19 protein-coding genes, 1 other RNA gene and 20 other annotated features are annotated in these 24491 nt (G+C 53.5%); of the genes, 6 read left to right on the plus strand and 14 right to left on the minus strand.

All coding sequences use genetic code 11. From position 1 onward, the window contains the following. Positions 1–310 precede the first annotated feature (310 nt). The 3 genes from STM2955 to ygcA all read right to left on the minus strand — a co-directional run bounded on the left by STM2955 (position 311) and on the right by ygcA (position 4339). The gene (locus tag STM2955; protein NP_461876.3) for a putative transcriptional regulators containing the CopG/Arc/MetJ DNA-binding domain and a metal-binding domain occupies positions 311–672 on the minus strand. Within the gene, positions 311–667 belong to an annotated coding region; the region does not span the whole gene. Then, positions 667–672, minus strand: a ribosome-binding site (putative RBS for STM2955; RegulonDB:STMS1H003009). (Overlaps the previous gene by 6 nt.) A gap of 78 nt (positions 673–750) precedes the next feature. Next, the gene (relA, locus tag STM2956) for a (p)ppGpp synthetase I (RefSeq protein NP_461877.1) occupies positions 751–3174 on the minus strand. Within the gene, positions 751–2985 belong to an annotated coding region; the region does not span the whole gene. Beyond that, positions 2992–2997: a ribosome-binding site (putative RBS for relA; RegulonDB:STMS1H003010), on the minus strand. Its footprint overlaps the gene before it by 6 nt. Further along, positions 3037–4339 (minus strand): putative RNA methyltransferase gene (gene ygcA / locus STM2957; RefSeq protein ID NP_461878.1). Within the gene, positions 3037–4332 belong to an annotated coding region; the region does not span the whole gene. The genes relA and ygcA overlap by 138 nt, the downstream gene beginning before the upstream one ends. Beyond that, positions 3149–3157, minus strand: a -10 signal (putative -10_signal for relA; RegulonDB:STMLTH004568). Its footprint overlaps the gene before it by 9 nt. After that, positions 3166–3174: a -35 signal (putative -35_signal for relA; RegulonDB:STMLTH004568), on the minus strand. Continuing rightward, positions 4334–4339: a ribosome-binding site (putative RBS for ygcA; RegulonDB:STMS1H003011), on the minus strand. Positions 4340–4379: 40 nt before the next feature. After that, positions 4380–4385: a ribosome-binding site (putative RBS for barA; RegulonDB:STMS1H003012), on the plus strand. Between ygcA and barA the strand changes: the two genes are divergently transcribed. Beyond that, positions 4380–7146, plus strand: a protein-coding gene (gene barA / locus STM2958; protein ID NP_461879.1) for a sensory histidine kinase. Within the gene, positions 4390–7146 belong to an annotated coding region; the region does not span the whole gene. (Overlaps the previous feature by 6 nt.) Positions 7147–7189: 43 nt before the next feature. Here barA and STM2959 read toward each other — a convergent pair. The 9 genes from STM2959 to syd form a co-directional block, all read right to left on the minus strand. Further along, positions 7190–8338 (minus strand): putative glycerate kinase 2 gene (locus STM2959; protein NP_461880.1). Within the gene, positions 7190–8332 belong to an annotated coding region; the region does not span the whole gene. After that, positions 8333–8338 (minus strand) — a ribosome-binding site (putative RBS for STM2959; RegulonDB:STMS1H003013). (Overlaps the previous gene by 6 nt.) 71 nt (positions 8339–8409) lie before the next feature. Continuing rightward, the gene (gudD, locus tag STM2960; RefSeq protein ID NP_461881.1) for a d-glucarate dehydratase occupies positions 8410–9762 on the minus strand. Within the gene, positions 8410–9750 belong to an annotated coding region; the region does not span the whole gene. After that, positions 9757–9762 (minus strand) — a ribosome-binding site (putative RBS for gudD; RegulonDB:STMS1H003014). It overlaps the preceding gene by 6 nt. An 8-nt stretch (positions 9763–9770) precedes the next feature. Next, positions 9771–11124 (minus strand): putative d-glucarate dehydratase gene (gene ygcY / locus STM2961; protein NP_461882.1). Within the gene, positions 9771–11111 belong to an annotated coding region; the region does not span the whole gene. Continuing rightward, positions 11108–12479 (minus strand): putative MFS superfamily D-glucarate permease gene (gudT, locus tag STM2962; RefSeq protein NP_461883.1). Within the gene, positions 11108–12466 belong to an annotated coding region; the region does not span the whole gene. Before gudT ends, ygcY begins: the two co-directional genes overlap by 17 nt. Further along, positions 11119–11124 (minus strand) — a ribosome-binding site (putative RBS for ygcY; RegulonDB:STMS1H003015). (Overlaps the previous gene by 6 nt.) After that, positions 12474–12479 (minus strand) — a ribosome-binding site (putative RBS for gudT; RegulonDB:STMS1H003016). It lies within the gene gudT. 467 nt (positions 12480–12946) lie before the next feature. After that, the gene (locus tag STM2963) for a putative MFS superfamily D-glucarate permease (RefSeq protein ID NP_461884.1) occupies positions 12947–13412 on the minus strand. Within the gene, positions 12947–13396 belong to an annotated coding region; the region does not span the whole gene. After that, positions 13407–13412: a ribosome-binding site (putative RBS for STM2963; RegulonDB:STMS1H003017), on the minus strand. It overlaps the preceding gene by 6 nt. Before the next feature lie 2 nt (positions 13413–13414). After that, positions 13415–14197 (minus strand): putative synthase, encoded by a 783-nt coding sequence (yqcB, locus tag STM2964; protein ID NP_461885.1) that lies wholly within the window; start codon positions 14195–14197, stop codon positions 13415–13417. Continuing rightward, positions 14197–14538 (minus strand): putative cytoplasmic protein gene (gene yqcC, locus STM2965; protein NP_461886.1). Within the gene, positions 14197–14526 belong to an annotated coding region; the region does not span the whole gene. Before yqcC ends, yqcB begins: the two co-directional genes overlap by 1 nt. Next, positions 14533–14538, minus strand: a ribosome-binding site (putative RBS for yqcC; RegulonDB:STMS1H003018). Its footprint overlaps the gene before it by 6 nt. A 28-nt stretch (positions 14539–14566) precedes the next feature. Continuing rightward, a non-coding RNA gene (gene csrB, locus STM2966) (regulatory RNA) lies at positions 14567–14921 on the minus strand. 216 nt (positions 14922–15137) lie between these two features. Next, positions 15138–15692, minus strand: a protein-coding gene (gene syd, locus STM2967; protein ID NP_461887.1) for an interacts with secY. Within the gene, positions 15138–15683 belong to an annotated coding region; the region does not span the whole gene. Next, positions 15687–15692: a ribosome-binding site (putative RBS for syd; RegulonDB:STMS1H003019), on the minus strand. It overlaps the preceding gene by 6 nt. Before the next feature lie 39 nt (positions 15693–15731). Then, positions 15732–15737: a ribosome-binding site (putative RBS for yqcD; RegulonDB:STMS1H003020), on the plus strand. Here syd and yqcD point away from each other — a divergent pair. The 5 genes from yqcD to exo all read left to right on the plus strand — a co-directional run bounded on the left by yqcD (position 15732) and on the right by exo (position 22283). Continuing rightward, the gene (gene yqcD, locus STM2968) for a putative GTP cyclohydrolase I (RefSeq protein ID NP_461888.1) occupies positions 15732–16600 on the plus strand. Within the gene, positions 15752–16600 belong to an annotated coding region; the region does not span the whole gene. (Overlaps the previous feature by 6 nt.) Positions 16601–16701: 101 nt before the next feature. Continuing rightward, positions 16702–16707, plus strand: a ribosome-binding site (putative RBS for ygdH; RegulonDB:STMS1H003021). Continuing rightward, the gene (ygdH, locus tag STM2969) for a putative nucleotide binding (RefSeq protein NP_461889.1) occupies positions 16702–18077 on the plus strand. Within the gene, positions 16713–18077 belong to an annotated coding region; the region does not span the whole gene. (Overlaps the previous feature by 6 nt.) 552 nt (positions 18078–18629) lie before the next feature. After that, positions 18630–18635, plus strand: a ribosome-binding site (putative RBS for sdaC; RegulonDB:STMS1H003022). Next, positions 18630–19931 (plus strand): putative HAAAP family serine transport protein gene (sdaC, locus tag STM2970; RefSeq protein NP_461890.1). Within the gene, positions 18642–19931 belong to an annotated coding region; the region does not span the whole gene. Its footprint overlaps the feature before it by 6 nt. A 47-nt stretch (positions 19932–19978) precedes the next feature. Next, positions 19979–19984: a ribosome-binding site (putative RBS for sdaB; RegulonDB:STMS1H003023), on the plus strand. Further along, the gene (gene sdaB / locus STM2971) for an L-serine dehydratase (RefSeq protein NP_461891.2) occupies positions 19979–21357 on the plus strand. Within the gene, positions 19990–21357 belong to an annotated coding region; the region does not span the whole gene. Its footprint overlaps the feature before it by 6 nt. A 90-nt stretch (positions 21358–21447) precedes the next feature. Further along, positions 21448–21453: a ribosome-binding site (putative RBS for exo; RegulonDB:STMS1H003024), on the plus strand. Continuing rightward, the gene (gene exo / locus STM2972) for an exonuclease IX, 5'-3' exonuclease (RefSeq protein ID NP_461892.3) occupies positions 21448–22283 on the plus strand. Within the gene, positions 21468–22283 belong to an annotated coding region; the region does not span the whole gene. It overlaps the preceding feature by 6 nt. 91 nt (positions 22284–22374) lie before the next feature. Here exo and fucO read toward each other — a convergent pair. Further along, positions 22375–23536 (minus strand): L-1,2-propanediol oxidoreductase gene (fucO, locus tag STM2973; RefSeq protein NP_461893.1). Within the gene, positions 22375–23523 belong to an annotated coding region; the region does not span the whole gene. Beyond that, positions 23531–23536 (minus strand) — a ribosome-binding site (putative RBS for fucO; RegulonDB:STMS1H003025). Its footprint overlaps the gene before it by 6 nt. Positions 23537–23539: 3 nt before the next feature. Beyond that, positions 23540–24197, minus strand: a protein-coding gene (gene fucA / locus STM2974) for an L-fuculose-1-phosphate aldolase (RefSeq protein ID NP_461894.1). Within the gene, positions 23540–24187 belong to an annotated coding region; the region does not span the whole gene. After that, positions 24192–24197 (minus strand) — a ribosome-binding site (putative RBS for fucA; RegulonDB:STMS1H003026). It overlaps the preceding gene by 6 nt. Positions 24198–24491 lie beyond the last annotated feature (294 nt).

Below are 24491 nucleotides of genomic sequence, written 5' to 3' on the forward strand. Positions count from 1 at the left end.
ATTGTTGATTCCCCCTGCTCTCTCACACTTGTTTTTTAGATAAAAAGGCTATAACCAATTTACATGCTTACCAGCATCCTGATTCTGGCTCAGAATACGTATCACGATAACTTCCGTAACTGATTGTATAAAATAGATAATATGCCTTTTAAACGGTAAGGCATAAATGTATTCACCCAGTTCAGGTCGAGGCGTGCCAATGTTATTGGCACTCATAATGCTGAATATTTCTGATAGATGATTAATATATCGATCGGCCTGTATTTCGCCAAAATGCTGCCAGCCGTAATGCCAGATATTTTCCAGATCTTCACTGGCCTTTGGCGTTAATTTTACCATTCTCATCGGGTTTGATCATCCCTGTTTTGACCTTCCGTAAAAAGGCATCCTTTTCCCAGGCCTGCGGCTCTCCGCTGTTCAGACCTTCAGCCAGAAGTTCACGTAACGCCTGAAGTCGTGACTCGGCCTGTTTTTCCCTCAGCAGACGAAGAGACTCTCTGATCACTTCACTTTGTGTTCTGTAATCACCTGATTCTATGAGCGATTCAATAAACTCGCGCAGTTCATCGCCAAGATCAACGGTCATTGTTCTGGCCATAACAGCCTCCACTGTAAGTATAAATCTTACATAAGAGTACACCGGAAATGAAATGTACGTCAAAAACATACCCCATATCTCATGCTTATGGGGTTGCTAATGCGGCTTTGCTGAACGAGTAGCAAAGCCGCTACATGATTACTGTCTGGGGTTTACCCCCCGTGCAGTCGCCGTGCATCAATCACATCCGGCACCTGGTTCAGCTTACCGAGCACCCGGCCCAGCACCTGCAGGTTGTAGATCTCGATGGTCATATCAATGGTGGCGATCTGCTGTTTAATGTCGCTGCGGCTGGCGACGCCCAGCACGTTGACTTTTTCGTTAGCCAGAATGGTGGTGATATCGCGTAGCAAGCCGCTGCGATCGTTGGCCTGGACGCGCACCACCAGCGAATATCCCGCCGAGTAGCTCTCGCCCCATACCGCCTCTACGATCCGCTCCGGCGCATGGGAGCGCAGTTCCGCCAGCTGTTCGCAGTCGGCCCGGTGCACGGAAATCCCTCGCCCTTGAGTAATGAAGCCGACAATTTCATCCCCCGGAATCGGCTGGCAGCAGCGGGCGATGTGGTGCATCAAATTACCCACGCCTTCTACCACCACGCGCCCGTCGTCTTTACGACGATTTTGCGGCGCGTATGTTTTTTGCTGAAGCTGTTTCAGCGCCGCTGCATCCTGCTCCTCTGCACTCGGCTTATTGAACTGTGATTGCAGGAAATTCACCATCTGATTAAGACGGATATCGCCGCCGCCTATCGCCGCCAGCAACTCTTCCAGCTCATTAAAGTTGTAGCGCGGCAGCAGATGTTTTTCGGCCTCTTTCAGGCTAATCCCCAAATGCGCCAGCTCATCGTCGAGGATCTGCCGTCCAGCCTGGATATTTTTGTCACGATCCTGCTTGCGGAACCAGGCGTGAATTTTCGAGCGTCCGCGGCTGGTCGTCACATAGCCCAGGTTTGGATTCAGCCAGTCGCGGCTGGGATTCGGCTGCTTCTGAGTGATAATTTCAATTTGATCACCCATCTGCAACTGATAGGTGAATGGCACAATACGGCCGCCGATTTTAGCGCCAATGCAGCGGTGCCCAACATCGCTGTGGATGTGGTAAGCAAAATCGAGCGGCGTAGATCCGGCAGGCAAGTCAACCACGTCGCCTTTTGGCGTAAAAACGTAGACCCGATCGTCAAACACCTGGCTGCGCACTTCATCCAGCATTTCGCCGGAATCGGCCATCTCTTCCTGCCAGGCGATCAGCTTACGCAGCCACGCAATTCTGTCTTCATGACCGGAGCGCACGCCGCCGGACGCGGCGCCTTCTTTATACTTCCAGTGTGCCGCCACGCCCAGTTCGGCGTCTTCATGCATCTGTTTGGTACGGATCTGGATCTCAACGGTTTTACCGCCCGGTCCCAGGACCACGGTGTGGATAGACTGGTAACCGTTCGGTTTCGGGTTAGCGACATAATCATCGAATTCATCCGGCAGGTGACGATAGTGCGTATGCACTATCCCCAACGCGGCGTAGCAGTCCTGCAGACGTTCAGCGACAATACGCACGGCGCGCACGTCAAAGAGTTCATCAAACGCCAGATGCTTTTTCTGCATTTTGCGCCAGATGCTATAAATATGTTTTGGTCGTCCGTAGACCTCCGCCTGCACGCCTTCGTTTTTCATTTCGGCGCGCAGATGTCCAACAAACTCTTCGATGTAATGTTCGCGATCGAGACGGCGCTCATGCAGCAGTTTGGCGATGCGTTTGTATTCCGCCGGATGCAGGTAGCGGAAACAGTAGTCTTCCAGTTCCCACTTCAGTTGCCCGATGCCCAGACGATTGGCGAGCGGCGCATAGATGTTGGTACATTCTTTCGCCGCCAGCACGCGCTCATCTTCCGGCGCCTCTTTCACTTCGCGCAAATGAGCGATTCGCTCGGCCAGTTTGATCACCACGCAGCGGAAATCATCCACCATCGCCAATAACATTCGACGGACGTTATCAACCTGCTCCGAAGAAACAGAGTCGTTATGAGTGGCGTTTAGCTGACGGATCGCCGCCATATCGCGCACGCCATGAATCAGGGTAACGATAGATTTGCCGACGCTTTCGCGCAGTACATCTTCGCTGACTACGTTGGCGTCGGCCAGAGGGAACAGTAGCGCCGCCCGCAGCGTGTCGATATCCATACTCAGCGTGGAAAGAATTTCTACCATCTCCACGCCACGCCACAGCAACAGATCCGCATCCGGATGTCCTTGTGTCTGTTGCAGGCAATACGCCCAGGTTTCGGCTAAGCGCTCACACGACTGCTGGCTGGAAATTCCCAGGCTTGCGATCCACTTCTTCGGATCAAATTCACCAGCTTTATTAATATGTGCACTTCTTACCGCGACCATCGTCCTCTCCTTAAGGGACCAGGCCTACCGAAGTCGGTAAGCCGGTAATCATTACATGCGCTCGAACAGAACCATTGATTCCAGATGTCCTGTGTGCGGGAACATGTCGAGCATCGCTAAACGCGTAACCTCATATCCCGCATTGACCAGCGCTTCACTATCGCGCGCCAGCGTCGCCGGGTTACAGGATACATAAACAATGCGAATAGGTTTTAATTTTATAATATGTCGCATCACTCCTGTAGCCCCCGCACGCGCAGGATCGAGTAAGACTTTGTCAAAGCCGTTTTTCGCCCACGGCTGCTTCGTGACATCTTCCTCCAGGTTCTCATGGAAGAATGTCACATTATGTAAACCATTGCGGATGGCGTTTTCACGGCCTTTTTCTACCAGCGCCGGAACGCCCTCAACCCCAATCACGCTTGCCGCGCGCGTTGCCAGCGGCAGCGTAAAATTCCCCATTCCGCAGAACAGATCCAGGACACGATCCTCGGCGCGCACATCAAGCCACTCCAGCGCGCGGGCGACCATTTGCTGGTTTACCGCCTCATTAACCTGAATAAAGTCTCGCGGACTGAAGGCTAAACGTAAGCCGTGCGAATCATACCAGGGCGCCTCGCCAGATACCGTTTCCAGTATCTCGCTAAACGGCGCCAGAAACAGAGACAATCCCTCAGAATGCGAAAAGCGTTCCAGTTTTTCTTTATCCGCCGCACTTAATGGCGCGGTATGGCGCAGAATCATCAGCGTACCGCTTCCCGCCTGTACCAGCTCAACATGCCCAAGATGTCGGGTGCCGTGTAAACTCGCCAGACACGCCCTGATTCGGGGCAGCAATGCTGCAAGCTGGGGCGCCAAAACGGGGCACTGTTCGACATTGACGATATCGCTGGAACCCGCTTTGCGAAATCCCATTTGCAGCGGTTTATCCGGCGGGCAATTCAGACTTAACCGCGCACGACGCCGATAACCCCAAGGCGCGCCGGCGATGATGTCATTCACCTCGTGTTTCATCAAACGCGCCAGCGCCGCGCTTTTGCTGCGTTGTTGCAGGGCGATGCTGACATGCTGTTGCTGACAACCGCCGCAGACGCCAAAATGCGGGCAGCGCGGCGTTTCTCGTTCCGGGCTATCATTCAAACGGCGCGAAACGCGTGCGCGGGCAAATTGCTTTTTATCTTCTGTAATAATGACTTCTGCGCTTTCCTCAGGCAATAAACCGGGGATAAACAGCGCTTTTCCGTTATGACGGGCTACGCCCTGACCAAATGAATCGAGGTCATTGACTTTAACGGTTATGATCTGACGCGTCGTCACGCGCCGTTTTGCAGAGTAGAATTGCGCCATCGACCAGCTTTTTCTCAATTTAACAGTGTGACCCTAATTGTCCCATAACGGAACTCCATGACCAACTACAGCCTGCGCGCACGCATGATGATTCTGATCCTGGCCCCGACCGTCCTGATAGGTTTGCTGCTCAGTATCTTTTTTGTAGTGCACCGCTATAACGACCTGCAGCGTCAACTGGAAGATGCCGGCGCCAGTATTATTGAACCGCTCGCCGTCTCCAGCGAATATGGTATGAACTTACAAAACCGGGAGTCTATCGGCCAACTTATCAGCGTCCTGCACCGCAGACACTCTGATATTGTGCGGGCGATTTCCGTTTATGACGATCATAACCGTCTGTTTGTAACGTCTAATTTCCATCTGGACCCCTCACAGATGCAGCTTCCCGCCGGAGCGCCGTTTCCACGTCGTCTGAGCGTTGATCGCCACGGCGATATTATGATTCTGCGCACCCCAATTATCTCGGAGAGCTATTCGCCGGACGAGTCAGCGATTGCTGACGCGAAAAATACCAAAAATATGCTGGGGTATGTGGCGCTTGAACTGGATCTCAAGTCGGTCAGGCTACAGCAATACAAAGAGATTTTTATCTCCAGCGTGATGATGCTTTTTTGTATTGGCATTGCGCTGATCTTTGGCTGGCGGCTTATGCGCGATGTCACCGGGCCTATCCGTAATATGGTGAATACCGTTGACCGCATTCGCCGCGGACAACTGGATAGCCGGGTGGAAGGATTTATGCTGGGCGAACTGGATATGCTGAAAAACGGCATTAATTCCATGGCGATGTCGCTTGCCGCCTATCACGAAGAGATGCAGCATAATATCGATCAGGCCACTTCGGACCTGCGTGAAACCCTTGAGCAGATGGAAATCCAAAACGTTGAGCTGGATCTGGCGAAAAAGCGTGCCCAGGAAGCGGCGCGTATTAAGTCGGAGTTCCTGGCGAACATGTCGCACGAACTGCGAACGCCGCTGAACGGCGTCATTGGCTTTACCCGCCTGACATTAAAAACGGAGCTGAATCCCACCCAGCGCGACCATCTGAACACCATTGAGCGTTCCGCGAATAATCTGCTGGCGATCATTAATGACGTGCTTGATTTCTCCAAGCTGGAAGCCGGTAAGCTCATTCTGGAAAGTATCCCTTTTCCACTGCGTAATACGCTGGATGAAGTGGTTACGCTGCTGGCTCACTCGTCGCATGATAAAGGGCTGGAGTTGACGTTAAATATTAAAAACGACGTCCCGGATAATGTGATTGGCGACCCGCTGCGCCTGCAACAGGTCATTACTAATCTGGTGGGTAATGCCATTAAGTTCACCGAGAGTGGCAATATCGACATTCTGGTAGAAAAGCGGGCGCTCAGTAACACCAAAGTACAGATTGAAGTGCAGATCCGCGATACGGGGATCGGCATTCCGGAACGCGACCAGTCGCGACTGTTTCAGGCGTTTCGCCAGGCCGATGCCAGTATTTCTCGCCGTCACGGCGGCACCGGGCTTGGGCTGGTGATTACGCAAAAGCTGGTCAACGAAATGGGCGGGGATATCTCTTTCCACAGCCAGCCTAATCGCGGCTCGACCTTCTGGTTTCATATTAATCTTGATCTTAACCCAAATGTCATTATTGACGGGCCGTCGACCGCGTGTCTGGCCGGGAAACGGCTGGCTTATGTCGAACCGAATGCTACCGCCGCGCAATGTACCCTGGATCTACTGAGCGACACGCCGGTGGAGGTGGTTTACAGCCCGACCTTCTCCGCGCTGCCGTTAGCGCACTACGATATTATGATTTTGAGCGTTCCGGTGACCTTCCGCGAGCCGCTCACCATGCAGCATGAACGTCTGGCGAAAGCAGCGTCAATGACGGACTTTCTACTGCTGGCGCTACCTTGCCATGCGCAAATTAACGCCGAAAAGCTGAAACAAGGAGGCGCGGCGGCCTGTCTGTTAAAACCATTGACGTCAACGCGCCTGTTGCCAGCGCTGACGGAATATTGCCAGTTGAATCACCATCCTGAACCGCTGCTAATGGATACCAGTAAAATCACCATGACGGTTATGGCGGTTGATGATAATCCCGCTAATCTGAAGCTTATCGGCGCGTTACTGGAAGATAAAGTCCAGCACGTAGAGCTTTGTGATAGCGGACATCAGGCGGTGGATCGGGCGAAACAAATGCAGTTTGATCTGATTTTGATGGATATTCAGATGCCGGATATGGACGGCATACGCGCCTGCGAATTGATTCACCAGCTTCCTCATCAGCAGCAAACACCGGTTATTGCCGTTACGGCACATGCGATGGCCGGGCAAAAAGAGAAGTTGCTCAGCGCGGGCATGAACGACTATCTGGCTAAACCGATAGAAGAAGAGAAGTTGCATAATCTGTTGCTGCGCTATAAACCTGGCGCCAACGTAGCAGCGCGCCTGATGGCGCCGGAACCAGCTGAATTTATCTTCAATCCGAATGCAACGCTCGACTGGCAGCTTGCGCTCCGCCAGGCTGCCGGTAAGCCCGATCTGGCGCGGGATATGCTGCAAATGCTGATTGATTTTCTGCCGGAAGTGCGCAACAAAATTGAAGAACAACTGGTGGGAGAAAATCCCAACGGCCTGGTCGATCTGGTCCATAAGCTACACGGGAGCTGCGGCTATAGCGGCGTACCGCGGATGAAGAACCTTTGCCAGCTTATTGAGCAACAGCTTCGCAGCGGCGTCCACGAAGAGGAGCTGGAGCCTGAGTTTCTGGAGCTGCTGGATGAGATGGATAATGTCGCGCGTGAAGCGAAGAAGATATTAGGCTGATATTCGCCGGATGGCGGCGTGACCGCCTTATCCGGCCTACAACTCAGCGTAACTGTTGCCCCGCTTTCAGCGTTGCAGCCACGTTGCGCGCGGTCATTCGTACGTTTTCACTCGCATTCTTCAGCGCGTCCTCCAGCGTGCAGATGGTATAAATCACGCTGAAAACCGCATCAAGCCCATGTTCATGAACCACGCTAACGTCCGCCGTCAGGCTACCCGCAATACCAATTACCGGCTTGTTATACCGTTTGGCGATGTTTGCCACGCCAATAGGGACTTTACCGTGAATGGTCTGGCTGTCGATGCGTCCCTCGCCGGTGATGACTAAATCAGCATCCGCAAGACACGCTTCCAGATGAAGCGCATCGGTGACAATCTCAATGCCACGCCGTAGCTGCGCGCCGCAAAACGCGTATAACGCCGCCCCCATGCCGCCTGCCGCGCCGCCGCCTGCCAGATCCAACACATCGACATGCAGATCGCGGGCAATCAAATGCGCATAGCGAGTCAATGCCGTATCCAGGCGTTCAATCATTTCCGGCGTCGCCCCTTTTTGCGGACCAAAAACCGCAGACGCGCCCTCTTTGCCGGTAAGGGGATTCGTGACATCGCAGGCGACCTCTATATGGCACGCCGACAAACGCTTATCCAGGCCGCTGATATCAATGCTGGCGAGTGTTTCCAGCCCAATGCCGCCTTGCGCAATATCATTGCCCTGCGCATCCCGTAGCCTGGCCCCCAGCGCCTGTACCATCCCCGCGCCGCCATCGTTGGTGGCGCTACCGCCGATACCAATAATGATATGCTCAACGCCCGCATCCAGCGCATGACGGATCAGCTCGCCGGTTCCCCATGACGTGGTCTTCAACGGATCGCGTTGCGCGGGCGGCACCTGCTCCAGCCCGCTGGCGGCCGCCATTTCAATGAACGCGGAACGCGCATCGCCGGAAAGCCCATAAAACGCATTGACGCGATGCCCCAACGGCCCGGTGACCTCAACATGCACGATTCGACCCGCCGTCGCTTCAACCATCGCTTCGACAGTACCTTCTCCGCCATCAGCCAGCGGCAATTTCAGGTAATCGGCGTCAGGCCAGATCTCGCGAAATCCTTGTTCAATGGCGGTCGCTACCTCAAGAGCACTCAAACTTTCCTTATACGAGTCTGGTGCGATCACTATTTTCATAAGTCGTCCTTACGCATGTTGATCCTGTTAAGCATACACCCAGAGAAGAACCGGTTCCTTACGGAACCGGCTCTGACTTAACGCACCATGCAAGGACGCTTATTATCAAACGTCCAGCCAGGAATTAAGTACTGCATTCCCATCGCGTCGTCACGCGCGCCTAAGCCATGTTTTTGATAGAGCTCATGCGCTTTCATCACCTGATCCATATCGAGCTCAACGCCCAGACCCGGTTTGGTCGGTACTTGCACCATGCCGCCTTTAATTTCAAACGGTTCTTTAGTCAGACGTTGGTTGCCTTCCTGCCAGATCCAGTGGGTATCGATCGCGGTGATCTTGCCCGGCGCCGCCGCGGCAACATGGGTAAACATCGCCAACGAAATATCAAAGTGGTTGTTAGAGTGCGAGCCCCAGGTCAGACCGAACTCATGGCACATTTGCGCCACGCGTACAGAGCCTTGCATAGTCCAGAAGTGCGGGTCCGCCAGCGGGATATCGACGGATTGCAGCGACAGCGTATGCCCCATTTGACGCCAGTCGGTCGCTATCATATTGGTGGCCGTCGGTAATCCGGTCGCGCGACGGAATTCCGCCATCACTTCACGACCAGAAAAACCCTGCTCCGCGCCGCACGGATCTTCTGCATAGGCCAGAGAACCTTTCAGGTATTTACCAATGCTGATCGCTTCGTTCAGCGACCAGGCACCGTTTGGATCGAGCGTAACGCGCGCTTGTGGGAAACGTTTCGCCAGCGCCACGATTGACTCGGCCTCTTCTTCGCCCGCCAGCACGCCGCCTTTCAGTTTGAAGTCGTTGAAGCCGTATTTTTCATAGGCAGCTTCCGCCAGACGCACTACCGTTTCCGGCGTCATCGCCTCTTCATGGCGCAGACGATACCAGTCGCATTGCTCATCCGGCTGGCTCTGATACGGCAGCGGCGTGGCCTTGCGATTGCCGACAAAGAACAGATAACCCAGCATTTCGACTTCGCTGCGCTGCTGACCGTCGCCTAACAGCGAAGCGACGTTGACGCCCAGGTGTTGGCCCAAAAGGTCAAGCATTGCCGCTTCAATGCCAGTCACCACATGGATAGTGGTACGGAGATCGAACGTTTGTAAGCCGCGTCCGCCCGCATCGCGATCGGCAAACTGGTTGCGAACGGCGGTCAGGACATTTTTATATTCACCCAGCGTTTTTCCCACCACCAGTGGGATCGCATCTTCCAGCGTTTTGCGAATTTTTTCGCCGCCCGGAATCTCGCCAACCCCGGTATGGCCGGAGTTATCTTTAATAATGACGATGTTGCGCGTGAAGAACGGGGCGTGCGCGCCGCTCAGGTTCATCAGCATACTGTCATGACCCGCAACCGGGATAACCTGCATTTCAGTCACTACAGGCGTCGTAAATTGAGTACTCATAACTGTGTCCTTATTCAGAATTAGTGACGACCAAAAACAGGGCGTTTGCGGTCAAAAGTCCAGCCGGGGATCAGGTATTGCATCGGGCCTGCATCATTACGCGCGCCGCCTGGCAGCTTTTTATACGCGTCATGCGCTTTTCGCACCTGTTCCCAGTCAAGCTCCACGCCCAGTCCTGGCGCATCCGGAACGGCAATTTTGCCGTTTTTAATTTCCAGCGGATTTTTAGTCAGGCGGCAATCGCCCTCCTGCCAGATCCAGTGCGTATCAATAGCGGTGGGTTTGCCTGGCGCCGCCGCGCCGACATGGGTAAACATCGCCAGTGAAATATCAAAATGGTTATTCGAATGGCAGCCCCAGGTTAGCCCCCAGTCATCACACAGTTGCGCCACGCGAACGGCGCCGGTGAGGGTCCAGAAATGCGGATCGGCAAGAGGAATGTCTACCGCGTTGAGCATCACCGCGTGTCCCATTTCACGCCAGTTGGTGGCAATCATATTGGTCGCTACCGGCAGTCCTGTCGCGCGGCGGAACTCCGCCATGACTTCACGACCAGAGAATCCTTGCTCCGCGCCGCACGGATCTTCCGCGTAGGTCAGTACATCATTCAGCCCTTTGCACAACGCAATGGCTTCATCCAGTAGCCAGGCGCCGTTCGGATCCACGGTAATACGCGCGTCCGGGAAGCGTTTTTTTAGCGCGCGAACAGTATCAATCTCTTGTTCGCCCGGCAGCACGCCGCCCTTGAGTTTAAAATCTTTAAAGCCGTAGCGATCCTGAGACGCTTCCGCCAGCCGCACGACCGCGTCGCTGTCCAGCGCTTCCTGATGACGCAGGCGATACCATTCATGACTGCCCGGCGTGCTTTCCAGATACGGCAGATCGGTTTTAGTGCGATCGCCAATATAGAAGAGATAGCCCAACACGGTGACGGCATCGCGCTGTTTACCGGGTCCTAACAGTTCACAGACCGGCACATTAAGCGCCTGCCCCAGTAGATCAAGCAGCGCCGCTTCCAAAGCTGCCACCGCGTTAACCCGCAGTTCAAACGTCCATGCGCCTTTACCAAAGGTGTCAAAATCAGCAGCCTGGTTGCCTTTATGCACCTGCTGCACCACTTTGTTCAGGCGGGCGACTTCCTGGCCTAATACCATCGGAATAGCATCGACCAGCGTCTGATAAATCACTTCTCCGCCCGGCGCCTCGCCGACGCCAGTATGCCCGGCGTTATCGGTGAGGATGACGATGTTACGGGTGAAGTACGCGTTATGCGCGCCGCCGATGTTGAGTAGCATACTGTCATGTCCGGCAACCGGAATGACCTTCATGTCCGTAATAACGGGACTGGATTGCGTTGTCATGATAATTGTCCTGCGACAGGTTTCAGTTCAATACGCTTAATATCGCCTACCAGCACCAGATAGCTGATGATGGCCACCAGGGCATGTACGCCGACATAGATCAACGCGCCGTTGAAGGAACCGGTGGTGCCAACGATGTAACCAATCGCGATTGGCGTCACAATACCGGAAATATTGCCGAACATATTAAACAAGCCGCCGGAAAGACCGCTGATCTCTTTCGGCGCGGTATCCGCCATTACTGCCCAGCCCAACGCGCCGATACCTTTACCGAAGAAGGCCAACGCCATAAAGCCGATGATCATCCATTCCACGTTCACATAGTTACAGAACACCATGACCATTGACAGCAACATCCCCAGCACAATCGGCGTCTTGCGCGCGATATTCAGGGAGCCGGTACGACGCATCAGCCAGTCGGAAATGATGCCGCCCAACACGCCGCCGATAAAGCCGCAGACCGCAGGAACCGAGGCGACAAAGCCCGCTTTGAGAATCGACATGCCGCGCGCCTGGACCAAATAGACCGGGAACCAGGTAATAAAGAAATAGGTCAATGCGTTAATACAGTACTGACCGATGTAAACGCCAATCATCATACGAGAGCCCAGCAGCTGTTTGATCTGGCCCCATTTGACGCTAAACGGTACTTTCGCTTTGGTGTCTTTCTGATCCATATTGATCAGCGCGCCGCCTTCTGCGATGTACTCCAACTCTTTCTTATTTACGCCCGGATGGTTATTTGGTTCATGGATAACTTTCAACCAGATAAAGCTGATGATGATCCCTAACCCGCCCATAAAGAAGAAGACATGCGACCAGCCCACTTCGTGCGTCAGCCAGCCCATAATCGGCGCGAAAATAACCGTGGCAAAGTATTGCGCGGAGTTAAAGATGGCCACCGCCGTTCCCCTCTCCTGCGCCGGGAACCAGGCTGCAACAATGCGACTGTTGCCCGGGAAAGAAGGCGATTCCGCCAGACCAACCAGGAAACGAAGCGTAAAGAGGGCGACAATAATGCCGAAACCACTAAAGATATCGACAAAACCCTGCAACAGGGTGAAGACTGACCAAATGAAAATAGACCAGAAATAGACGCGTTTGGAACCAAAGCGGTCCAGCAGCCAGCCGCCCGGGATCTGCCCGATAACATAGGCCCATGAAAAAGCAGAAAAAACATAGCCCATGCCTACCGGATCAAGGCCGATATCTTTGGCCATTTCTGAGCCGGCAATGGACAATGTGGCGCGGTCGCCGTAGTTGAAGGATGTGACGATAAACAGCATCACCACTATCCAGTAGCGGGCGTTCGTGCGTTTCTCCGCACTGCTCGCCGCGTGACTTAATGAACTCATTGTTGCACTCCTGAAATTTCGCGTTAGCTACGCTCACTCTGAACTGCACAACCGGTAGGGAATCAGAGATAACGTTTCCTTGTTGCAGCTTTTATTAGGTCGTTTGCTTTGCACGCTGCATGCTTTTATTCACTGGCAGGAGAAGTATAAAAAGCGCGCCACACACACTCACCGTGCAACAACACAGTATTTTGGCGATGAATTACGCCTGTTTATGGCAAAAGCCCAGGACAGTGGAAGCCACTTCACGGAAATGAAATCAGAAGGCGTCGGCGTCGACGCAGGAGGAGTAAAAAGAGAAGAATGTGAAACAGGTCGCTTGATTACATGAAAACGCCCGTAAAAAACTGCTGCTTTTGCGGGCATATGCACAAAGCTAACACGATTCAGTTACTTTACACTGTGTACAGGTCATGATTTTGCTTACTGGCAACGCAAGCAAACGAAAAGGTACCCTCCCGTAGGGGGGAGGGATTTACCTCAGGAAAGTAAAGTTCCCCAGTTTTCAACCCAGGGATTGGACTGGCTCTCCGGCTCCGGATGTTCGCTGGCGTCAATGAATAACATCTCCCCCACCCGCTGCGCGCTTTGCTCTTGCAACAGGGCATCAAACTGTTTGCCGCCATTACAGAAATTGGGGTAGCTGCTATCACCTAACGCAATCACCCCGTAACGCAGGTTTGGTTGAAAACCGACTGTATCTTTAATGCCGTGAAAGAGCGGCGCAATGCTATCCGGTAGATCGCCCTGCCCGGTCGTCGAGGTAACGACCAGCGCAACCTTATCCTGATATTGCTGCCAGTCGGACAGTTCAGGATCTTCAAACACGGTCGCGCTGTGGCCCTGTCTGGCGAGGATCGCTTCCGCTTCTTCCGCCACCAGCAGTGAGTTGCCATACATGGTCCCGACAAAAATACCAATTTCCGCCATTATGCGTATCTCCCTGAATTATGTCAGATGAGTCTCATCCTGCCGGGACGCCGCCGTAAACTCAACCCTTTCATTGTCAGGGAGAAGTCCACGCCAGCCAAACTGCGTCAGCGCCTGCATCCAGGTTTCATCCAACCCGGCCTGAATTATCAACGGCTGTCCGGTGAAGGGGTGCGTCAGTTCAAGACGACTGGCATGAAGCATCAGGCGACGACAGGCAAAATGCTCTGCGGCGCTGCGGTTTTGTCGCAAATCGCCATGTTTACTGTCGCCGATGATAGGATGACGCAGATGCGCCAGATGACGACGAAGCTGGTGCTTGCGTCCCGTTTTTGGTTCCAGCTCAACCAGGCCATAACGCGTGGTGGGATAACGCCCGGTCGGCACCGCCATTTCGACCGTCGCCAGCCCGCGATACTGCGTTACGGCCGGCTGGGGCGCTTTATCTTCGCGGGCGAATTTATCGGCAATTTTATCGCGCTCTTCCACCAGCGGATAATCCAGTACCGCGTCATCCATCAGCCAGCCGCGCACAATGGCATGGTAGCGTTTACGGATGTGGTGCTGCTCGAACTGCTGCGCCAGACGGCGTCCCGCTTCGCTGGACAGCCCCATTAACAGTACGCCCGACGTGGGCCTGTCGAGACGGTGGGCGGTAAAAACATGCTGGCCGATTTGGTCGCGCACCGTTTGCATGACCACGACTTTTTCGTCGCGATCCAGCCAGCTCCGGTGAACAAGCCAGCCTGCGGGTTTATTCACGGCAACCAGCCACGGGTCTTGATAGAGGATCTCCAGCATCAGGATTTATCGCGGGCGAATAGCGCATCCAGATCCTGCAAAACCGCCAGGATCGTCTCCCGCTGCGGATGATCCGCCGCCAGCGCCATTTCATAATAAGGGGCGACGGCAAACGCCTCGGGCAGCGGCTGCGCATTATCAAGTAGGGTATGCATACGTGGGATCAATACCCATTGCAGCCATTCCAGCGGCTCCATGGTATCCATAAAAAATGGTTGGGTGCTGGTAAACAGGTGCGCCTGCGGCGCATCCTGCCGCCAGTGGCGATGCTCGCGCAGCAGCGTTTCAAGCGTATGTAACTGCTGACGCACACGGTCATGAGTCGTCATGTTAAAAACCTCAATGATGAAAATCTGGCGCGAAGAATAACAAAAAAAAGGGAGCACTGTATAAACAGTGCTCCCGGTTCGTTTCGCAGCATTCCAGCTACTTTTCGTGCTCCCTGCTCATCCGTGACAACTTTTCCTGTGACCTTACGGCCTGTTCATCCTGAACGTTTGCATCCTGCGCACATCGCCCGATGTGATAGCTTCTTCCTGAAGCGTCCCTGGTCATCCAGACCCGCCGAACATCCTGATCGGCTCTCGTTCTCCGTCCTGGAGGTGTCCTTTAACGCATCCTGCGCTTTCCACTTTGCTTCATCCTGAAGCCTTTCCTTGTAACACCATCCTGGCGTGTCCTGCTGAAGCGTCATCATCCTGACGTTCGCTTCGTTGTACGACTCCCTGTCGACGAAGATAGAATCGCCTGTTTCACCTTGTCTTACAAGACGCTTACAGACAATACCTTAAGTAAATTTTCATATGAAAGTGCGCAAAAACATTTTAATTAGTTGTTTTATATAGACTTACATAAGAAAACGGGGCTCAGTATCCGCTGATATCCTGGCGATCTCCTACAGACTTTGTAAGAGATCTCTCACACCTGTTAGGGCAAACGATTACAGAAGAGGATTAAGTTGCGTAAGGAATTCCGCAAGCGTTGCGGCAAGAACGGTACGATTGCGGGTGCCCAGCGTTTCTTTAATCACCTCGCCGGACAGATTACAGACCGAAATGACCTCAAGCTCATTTTCCTGCGTCGCAATAAAAAGCGTGGGAGGAAGCTTGAGCCGCTTTTGCGTGACCAGGTGGCCTATCAGATTTTCCTGCACGCGCCGAAAGTCATCCTGACTCCAGGTTTGCAGTAGCGTAAGCTTTTCATCCGCAAACTGCGCGGGCATGTCGCCAGCAAACTGCGTGGTGTAAAACGCGTGGAGCGCAGGTTGTACCATAATATCAAAGGCGCGTTCAACCGCGTTTACATTTTCTTCGCCTTCAAAAGGTTGCGGCTGCCAGTAAACGGCATCGCGGGTTGAAGAAATAATGCACGGAGAAGGTACGCCATACAGTTCTTCGCTCAACGGCCAGCTACCGTGTTTTTCTTGCCACGCATCGCAGTAACGCGTCGTAAAGGCTTTCAATGCCTGCGCTGTCAGTTCGTCCACCAGTTTCTCTCTTCATAAAAGCCAGGATACACTTGGCGCATAGTGTATCTGGTTTATGACGGTGAAACATGTCTTCTTATGAAAACCATCAGGCTCTTGATGGCCTGACTCTCGGAAAATCAACGGATTACCGGGACAATTATGACGTCAGCCTGCTGCAGGGCGTACCGCGCAGTTTGAATCGTGACCCGCTCGGATTAACAGCCGATAATTTGCCGTTCCACGGCGCGGATATCTGGACGTTGTATGAACTTTCCTGGCTTAACAGCCAGGGTCTTCCGCAGGTCGCCGTCGGGCATGTCGAACTGGATTACACCAGCGTTAATTTAATCGAATCCAAAAGCTTTAAACTGTATCTGAACAGCTTTAACCAGACGCGCTTTGACACCTGGGAGACGGTTCGCCAGACGCTGGAGCGCGATCTGCGCGCCTGCGCGCAGGGCAACGTTAGCGTGAGGCTTCATCGTCTTGATGAGCTGGAAGGACAGCCTGTCGCCCATTTCCACGGCACCTGTATTGACGATCAGGATATCAGTATCGACAACTACCAGTTTACTACCGACTATCTGCAACATGCGGTCAGCGGCGAGAAGCAAGTAGAGGAGACGCTGGTCAGTCATCTGTTGAAATCCAACTGCCTGATCACCCACCAGCCGGACTGGGGCTCGATACAAATTCAGTATCGCGGGCGCAAAATCGACAGGGAAAAACTGCTGCGTTATCTGGTCTCCTTCCGTCACCATAATGAATTTCACGAACAGTGCGTAGAGCGTATTTTCAATGACATTCTGCGCTTCTGCCAGCCGGAAACGCTAAGCGTTTATGCGCGCTATACCCGCCGCGGCGGGCTGGACATTAATCCCTGGCGCAGCAATACCGATTTCGTGCCCGCCACGGGCAGGCTGGCGCGACAGTAATTTTTTTGTCAATTTTGCGTGCCGGATTGCGCATGTAAGGTTGTGAAAGGTCATCAGCCAGGGCTATTGTAATCAACAGGGAATGGCGTGTTGCGTCCCATAAGGAGTTTACTTGATTACACATATTAGCCCGCTTGGCTCAATGGATATGTTGTCGCAACTGGAAGTGGACATGCTGAAACGCACGGCCAGTAGCGACCTGTATCAACTGTTTCGTAACTGTTCACTTGCCGTTCTTAACTCCGGCAGCCTGACCGACAACAGCAAAGAGCTGCTGTCCCGCTTTGAAAATTTCGATATTAACGTACTGCGCCGCGAGCGCGGCGTGAAGCTGGAATTGATTAACCCGCCTGAAGACGCTTTTGTTGACGGGCGGATTATTCGTGCGCTACAGGCTAACCTGTTCGCGGTGCTGCGCGACATTCTCTTTGTGAATGGGCAGATCCACAATGCCGGCCGTTTCCAGCATCTGGATCTTGAAAGCTCAACACATATCACCAATCTGGTGTTCTCCATTTTGCGCAACGCCCGGGCGCTGCACGTCGGCGAAGCGCCAAACATGGTGGTATGCTGGGGCGGCCACTCAATTAACGAAAACGAGTACCTGTATGCCCGTCGCGTCGGCACGCAGTTGGGATTACGCGAGCTGAACATCTGCACCGGCTGCGGCCCTGGGGCGATGGAAGCCCCCATGAAGGGCGCGGCGGTCGGTCACGCACAGCAGCGCTATAAAGACAGCCGCTTTATCGGCATGACTGAACCTTCCATTATTGCGGCTGAACCGCCTAACCCGCTGGTGAACGAACTGATCATCATGCCGGATATCGAAAAACGCCTGGAAGCGTTCGTCCGTATCGCACACGGTATCATCATCTTCCCGGGCGGCGTGGGTACGGCGGAAGAGCTGCTTTATTTGCTGGGGATTCTGATGAATCCAGCCAATAAAAATCAGGTGCTGCCGCTGATCCTGACCGGACCAAAAGAGAGCGCCGATTACTTCCGCGTGCTGGATGAGTTTATTACCCATACGCTGGGCGAAGCGGCCCGCCGTCATTACCGCATCATCATTGACGATGCGGCGGAGGTAGCGCGGCTGATGAAGAAAGCGATGCCGCAAGTGAAAGAGAATCGCCGCGATACTGGCGACGCCTATAGTTTTAACTGGTCGATGCGTATTGCACCGGATCTGCAGGTGCCGTTTGAGCCGTCGCATGAGAATATGGCCAACCTGAAACTGTACCCGGATCAGCCGGTTGAGATTCTGGCGGCGGATCTGCGGCGCGCCTTCTCCGGTATTGTCGCGGGGAACGTGAAGGAGGTCGGGATACGCGCCATTGAAGCTAATGGTCCGTATAAAATCCACGGCGATCGAGAGATGATGCGTCGCATGGACGATCTGCTGCAGGGATTCGTCGCGCAGCATCGTATGAAATTGCCGGGTTCCGCCTACATCCCCTGTTACGAGATCTGCGCTTAACGCTTATGCCCGGTTGCCGCCAGCAGCCGGGCGCTTCTCCCATTCCTTTCATTGCGGTATGGCGATTCACGTATGCCTTCATTTTTTATGATGATCATCAGAGGCATAGCCCGCATTGTTTTATAAACACCATTTATAATTCACCATAAATAGATTGCCAGGCAAACGTTTACCTGACTCCTCTTACCGTGATTTATCGGTTCAAACTCTCATTCTTCGCAAGAATCCACTAAAAACCTTGATTTTTATAGTCAAACCTCCGTATCTTGCGCCCCAATCTTTCCGGCCTTATATCGTTAATGGTAGCCTTCGCGCCCGGAAATTCGTTATGACGTTTTTTTAATAGATTAATGGTCCAAATTTATCCATGTAAGAAGCGGATTATTGCATTTGAGATCGGGATCACTGATAGATTCATCACTTAAATGTATCTTTCCGCCCGAAAATTATTACGGCGAAAAATTATATAAAAAGCGTCCCTAAGCAGATTTCATTTTACGATCAGGTCTTTTTTCATTGGATTAGACCAGCAACCTGATTTTTAGCATCCTCCAGGAGAAATAGATGGAAACCACTCAGACCAGCACTATTGCTTCGATTGACTCTCGAAGCGCATGGCGCAAAACGGATACCATGTGGATGCTGGGCCTTTACGGCACGGCTATCGGCGCGGGCGTTCTGTTCCTGCCGATCAACGCAGGCGTCGGCGGCATGATTCCGCTCATCATCATGGCGATTCTCGCTTTCCCGATGACCTTTTTCGCACACCGTGGTTTAACCCGCTTCGTGCTGTCCGGTAAAAATCCGGGTGAAGACATCACTGAAGTCGTTGAGGAACACTTCGGTATCGGCGCAGGTAAACTGATTACCCTGCTTTACTTCTTCGCGATTTACCCCATCCTGCTGGTTTACAGCGTGGCGATTACTAATACCGTGGAAAGCTTCCTGACCCACCAGTTAGCGATTAATCCGCCGCCGCGGGCGATTCTTTCCCTGATCCTGATTGTTGGCATGATGACCATCGTGCGCTTCGGCGAGCAAATGATCGTTAAGGCGATGAGTATCCTGGTATTCCCGTTCGTCGCTGCGCTGATGCTGCTGGCCTTGTACCTGATCCCGCAGTGGAACGGCGCGGCGCTGGAAACTCTGTCCTTTGATTCCGCCGCGTCTACCGGTAACGGTCTGTGGATGACGCTGTGGCTGGCGATTCCGGTGATGGTTTTCTCTTTCAACCACTCCCCGATCATCTCCTCCTTCGCGGTTGCGAAGCGTGAAGAGTACGGTGAAGGCGCTGAGAAGAAATGTTCTAAAATTCTGGCCTTCGCCCACATCATGATGGTGCTGACCGTGATGTTCTTCGTCTTCAGCTGCGTGCTGAGCCTGACGCCGGCAGATCTGGCAGCGGCAAAAGAGCAGAACATCTCTATTCTGTCTTACCTGGCGAACCATTTTAACGCGCCGATCATCGCCTGGATGGCGCCGATCATTGCGATGATTGCTATCACCAAATCCTTCCTCGGCCACTACCTTGGCGCGCGTGAAGGCTTTAACGGGATGGTGATTAAATCGCTGCGTGGTAAAGGTAAATCCATCGAAATCAACAAACTGAATAAAATTACCGCGCTGTTCATGCTGGTCACCACCTGGATTGTGGCGACGCTGAACCCCAGCATCCTGGGCATGATTGAAACCCTGGGCGGCCCGATCATCGCGATGATTCTGTTCCTGATGCCGATGTATGCCATCCAGAAAGTACCGGCAATGCGTAAGTACAGCGGTCATATCAGCAACGTATTCGTTGTGATTATGGGCCTGATTGCCATCTCCGCTATTTTCTACTCACTGTTCAGCTAAGTCCTTTAGCGCCGCTTACCGCGGCGCTTCTCTATGATACAACCGCAATGGATGCCCTATGATTAGCGTATTCGATATTTTTAAAATCGGCATTGGCCCTTCCAGTTCTCACACCGTCGGACCAATGAAAGCAGGCAAGCAGTTCACGGACGATCTGATTGCCCGCCATATTCTTACAGATGTCACCCGCGTCGTGGTGGATGTCTACGGCTCTCTGTCATTGACGGGTAAAGGCCACCACACTGATATCGCCATTATTATGGGCCTGGCGGGGAATCTGCCGGACACCGTCGATATCGACGCCATTCCGTCCTTTATCCAGGATGTGAACACCCATGGGCGTTTACTACTGGCTAATGGGCAGCATGAAGTCGAATTTCCGGTCGATAAGTGCATGAATTTCCACGCCGACAACCTGTCTCTGCATGAGAACGGGATGCGTATTACCGCGCTGGCGGGCGATAAGGTGCTCTACAGCCAAACCTACTACTCCATCGGCGGCGGCTTTATCGTCGATGAAGAGCACTTTGGTTTGACGAATAGCGAACCCGTTAACGTACCGTACCCTTACAAAACCGCCGCGGATTTACAGCGCCACTGCCAGGAGACGGGTTTGTCGCTCTCCGGTCTGATGATGCAAAACGAACTGGCTCTGCACAGTAAAGAAGCGCTGGAGCAGCACTTCGCCAGGGTCTGGGAGGTGATGCGCAGCGGTATTGAGCGCGGTATCACCACCGAGGGCGTATTGCCGGGCAAACTGCGCGTTCCGCGTCGCGCGGCGGCGCTGCGTCGGATGCTGGTCAGTCAGGATAAGACCACCACCGATCCGATGGCGGTCGTCGACTGGATCAATATGTTCGCGCTAGCAGTGAACGAAGAGAATGCCGCAGGCGGACGAGTAGTCACTGCCCCGACTAACGGCGCATGTGGTATTGTTCCGGCGGTGCTGGCGTACTATGACAAGTTTATCCGCGAAGTAAATGCTAACTCGCTTGCTCGCTATATGCTGGTCGCCAGCGCGATTGGCTCGCTGTATAAGATGAACGCCTCTATTTCCGGCGCCGAAGTGGGTTGTCAGGGAGAGGTCGGCGTGGCCTGTTCCATGGCGGCAGCGGGTCTGGCCGAGCTGCTGGGCGGTAGCCCGGCGCAGGTGTGCATCGCCGCAGAAATCGCCATGGAGCATAATCTGGGGTTAACTTGCGATCCGGTTGCCGGTCAGGTACAGGTTCCCTGCATTGAGCGTAACGCAATTGCTTCAGTCAAAGCGGTCAACGCCGCGCGTATGGCGCTGCGCCGTACCAGCGAACCGCGCGTATGCCTCGATAAAGTGATTGAGACCATGTACGAAACCGGTAAAGACATGAACGCTAAGTACCGCGAAACTTCGCGCGGCGGCCTGGCGATGAAGATCGTTACCTGCGATTAATTCTCAGCACATTTTAGGATCTGTAAGCCGGATAAGGCGCTCGCCGCCATCCGGCTTTTGTTGCCTGATGTCGCTTCGCTTATCAGGCCTACGGATAGCGCTATTTCGCAATGCTCGCCTCCCCCCGCCGTGAATGTTACCCTACGCGCAGGTTTGTAAGGGAGAACACCGTGGCTGCTCATCTGCTTATCGTCGACGCGCTCAATTTGATTCGCCGTATTCACGCCGTTCAGGGATCGCCCTGTGTGGAAACCTGCCAACACGCGCTCGATCAATTGATTATTCACAGCCAGCCAACCCATGCCGTAGCGGTATTTGATGACGACGCGCGCAGCAGCGGCTGGCGTCATCAGCGTTTGCCGGACTACAAAGCAGGACGTCCGCCGATGCCTGACGATTTACATAATGAAATGCCCGCCCTACGCGCCGCATTTGAACAGCGCGGCGTACGCTGTTGGGCATCAGACGGTAACGAAGCGGACGATCTGGCGGCGACGCTGGCGCTAAAAGTTACCGAAGCCGGACACCAGGCAACCATTGTGTCAACCGATAAAGGCTATTGCCAGTTGCTCTCTCCGGGATTGCGCATTCGCGACTACTTCCAGAAACGCTGGCTGGACGCGCCGTTTATTGAAAAAGAGTTTGGCGTACTTCCCCGGCAGTTGCCGGATTACTGGGGTCTGGCAGGAATCAGTAGTTCGAAAGTTCCCGGCGTTGCCGGTATCGGCCCCAAAAGCGCGACCCAGCTATTGATTCAGTTTCAAAATCTGGAGGGAATTTACGCCCATCTGGACGAGGTGCCGGAAAAGTGGCGCAAAAAGCTTGAGACGCATAAAGAAATGGCATTTCTTTGCCGCGATATTGCACGTCTGCAAACCGATTTACATATCGACGGAAACTTACAGCAGCTACGGCTGGCGCGGTAGTTTTGTTGCCGGATGGCGGCGTGAACGCCTTATCCTGCCTACAGGACTGCACGAAATGTAGAGCGGATAAGCGCAGCGCCATCCGGCAAAATTACCAGGCGGTATGATACAGTTCGACAATGTCCGCCAGACTCGCTTCACGCGGATTGCCGCCCGTACAGACATCATCGAACGCCGCCTGCGCCAGCGCCGGGATATCCTCTTTTCGAACGCCGACATCACGCAAATGCAGCGGAATTCCCACATCGCGATTTAGCGTAAATACGGCTTCCACTGCGGCATTACGCGCCTCTTCAAGGCTCAATCCTTCTACCTTCACCCCCATCGCCCGGGCGATATCACGGAATTTCTCGTTGGTAGACCCGGCATTGAAACGCATCACATGCGGAAGCAAAATAGCATTCGCGACGCCGTGTGGCGTGTTGTAAAACGCGCCCAACGGATGCGCCATCCCATGCACCAGCCCCAGCCCCACATTGGAAAACCCCATCCCGGCAACGTATTGCCCCAGCGCCATCGCCTCACCGGCCTCTTTTTCTCCGGCTACGGCGCCGCGCAGCGCGCCAGCAATAATCTCAATGGCTTTGATATGTAATGCATCCGTCAGCGCCCATGCGGCCCGGGTAATATAGCCTTCAATAGCATGGGTTAGCGCATCCACGCCCGTTGCCGCTTTCAGCGCGGGCGGCATACCGTCCATCATATCGGCATCGATAAATGCCGCCTGCGGAATATCATGCGGATCGACACAAACGAATTTGCGCCGTTTCTCTTCATCGGTAATCACATAATTGATAGTGACTTCCGCCGCGGTTCCCGCCGTTGTCGGGATCGCCATAATCGGCACGCTGGGTTTACGGGTCGGCGATAGCCCTTCCAGACTGCGCACATCGGCAAATTCCGGATTGTTACTGATAATACCGATCGCTTTGCAGGTATCCTGCGGAGAACCGCCGCCAATGGCGATGAGATAGTCCGCGCCGCTTTGGGTAAAGACCTTAAGCCCTTCCTGGACAACGGAAATCGTAGGATTAGGGATCACGCCCGCATAGATCTCCCACGCCAGCCCTGCGGCATCCATTCTGCTTGTCACTTTATCGACCACACCGCATTGCACCAGCGTTTTATCGGTAACAATCAGCGCTTTATGATAACCGCGGCGCGTCACCTCATCGGTTAATGCGTCCACCGCTCCCCGGCCAAACCATGCCGTTTCATTCAGAATCATTCTGTTCGCCATCGCCTGTCTCCTGACATCACTCTTCAATACGTAATCCGTAAGTTTTAAATTTCTCCAGTACGATAGCGATCGCCTCGTCATCCAGTACCGGTACCGGATCGACAATGGCCAGCGTACTTAAATAGAGCTGCGCCAGCACTTCCACTTCATGCGCCAGCCACAACGCTTTGTCTAAATTTTCTTCACAAGCGATAAGCCCGTGATGCTGTAACAGCGTCGCTTTACGATTTTTAAGCGCCACGGCAACATGGTCAGAAAGTTCGCGGGTGCCAAAAGTGGCGTAGGGCGCGCAGGGAATAGAGTTTCCTCCTGCGGCGGCAATCATGTAGTGAATCGCCGGAATCGGGCGATTCAGGATCGAGACTGCCGTACAATGGACAGCGTGGTTATGTACCACGGCATTGGCGTCAGGGCGCGTCTGGTATGCCGCCATATGAAAACGCCACTCGCTGGAAGGCAGCTTGCCCTGCTCATGCTGACCGTCAGCATCAATAAAGACAATGTGCGACTCTGTCAGCTTCTCGTAGGGGATCCCCGTCGGCGTAATCAGCAATCCGCCCTGATAACGTACGCTCACGTTACCTGCCGTCCCCTGATTTAACCCTAACCGCGTCATTTCCAGACAGGTATCAATAATCTGCCGCGCCAGTCTATTTCGTTCCATTATTTACCTCTCTCTGTGATTCAAAATGAGACAACAAAACCGCCTTTCGCATTGCGCTGCTGTCCTGTTGAAATAATCGAATAGTTAGCAACTATCATCATACTGAATAAAGAGAAGGGAATTTAAATAACGATATTTTGTGATTCACATCAATTAATTCGCCACGATAAACCAGACGACTACCGTTTCTCTCGCCGATAAATGCCCGCTCTTAATAATATTTTTTAAAACGGGCAAAGATGAAGAATAAGTTACTACTGCCCGTTTTCGTGGCAATAATTTAATTCGGGCATTCAGCCTGTGG

Source organism: Salmonella enterica subsp. enterica serovar Typhimurium str. LT2 (assembly GCF_000006945.2).
Classification (GTDB): Bacteria; Pseudomonadota; Gammaproteobacteria; order Enterobacterales; family Enterobacteriaceae; genus Salmonella; species Salmonella enterica.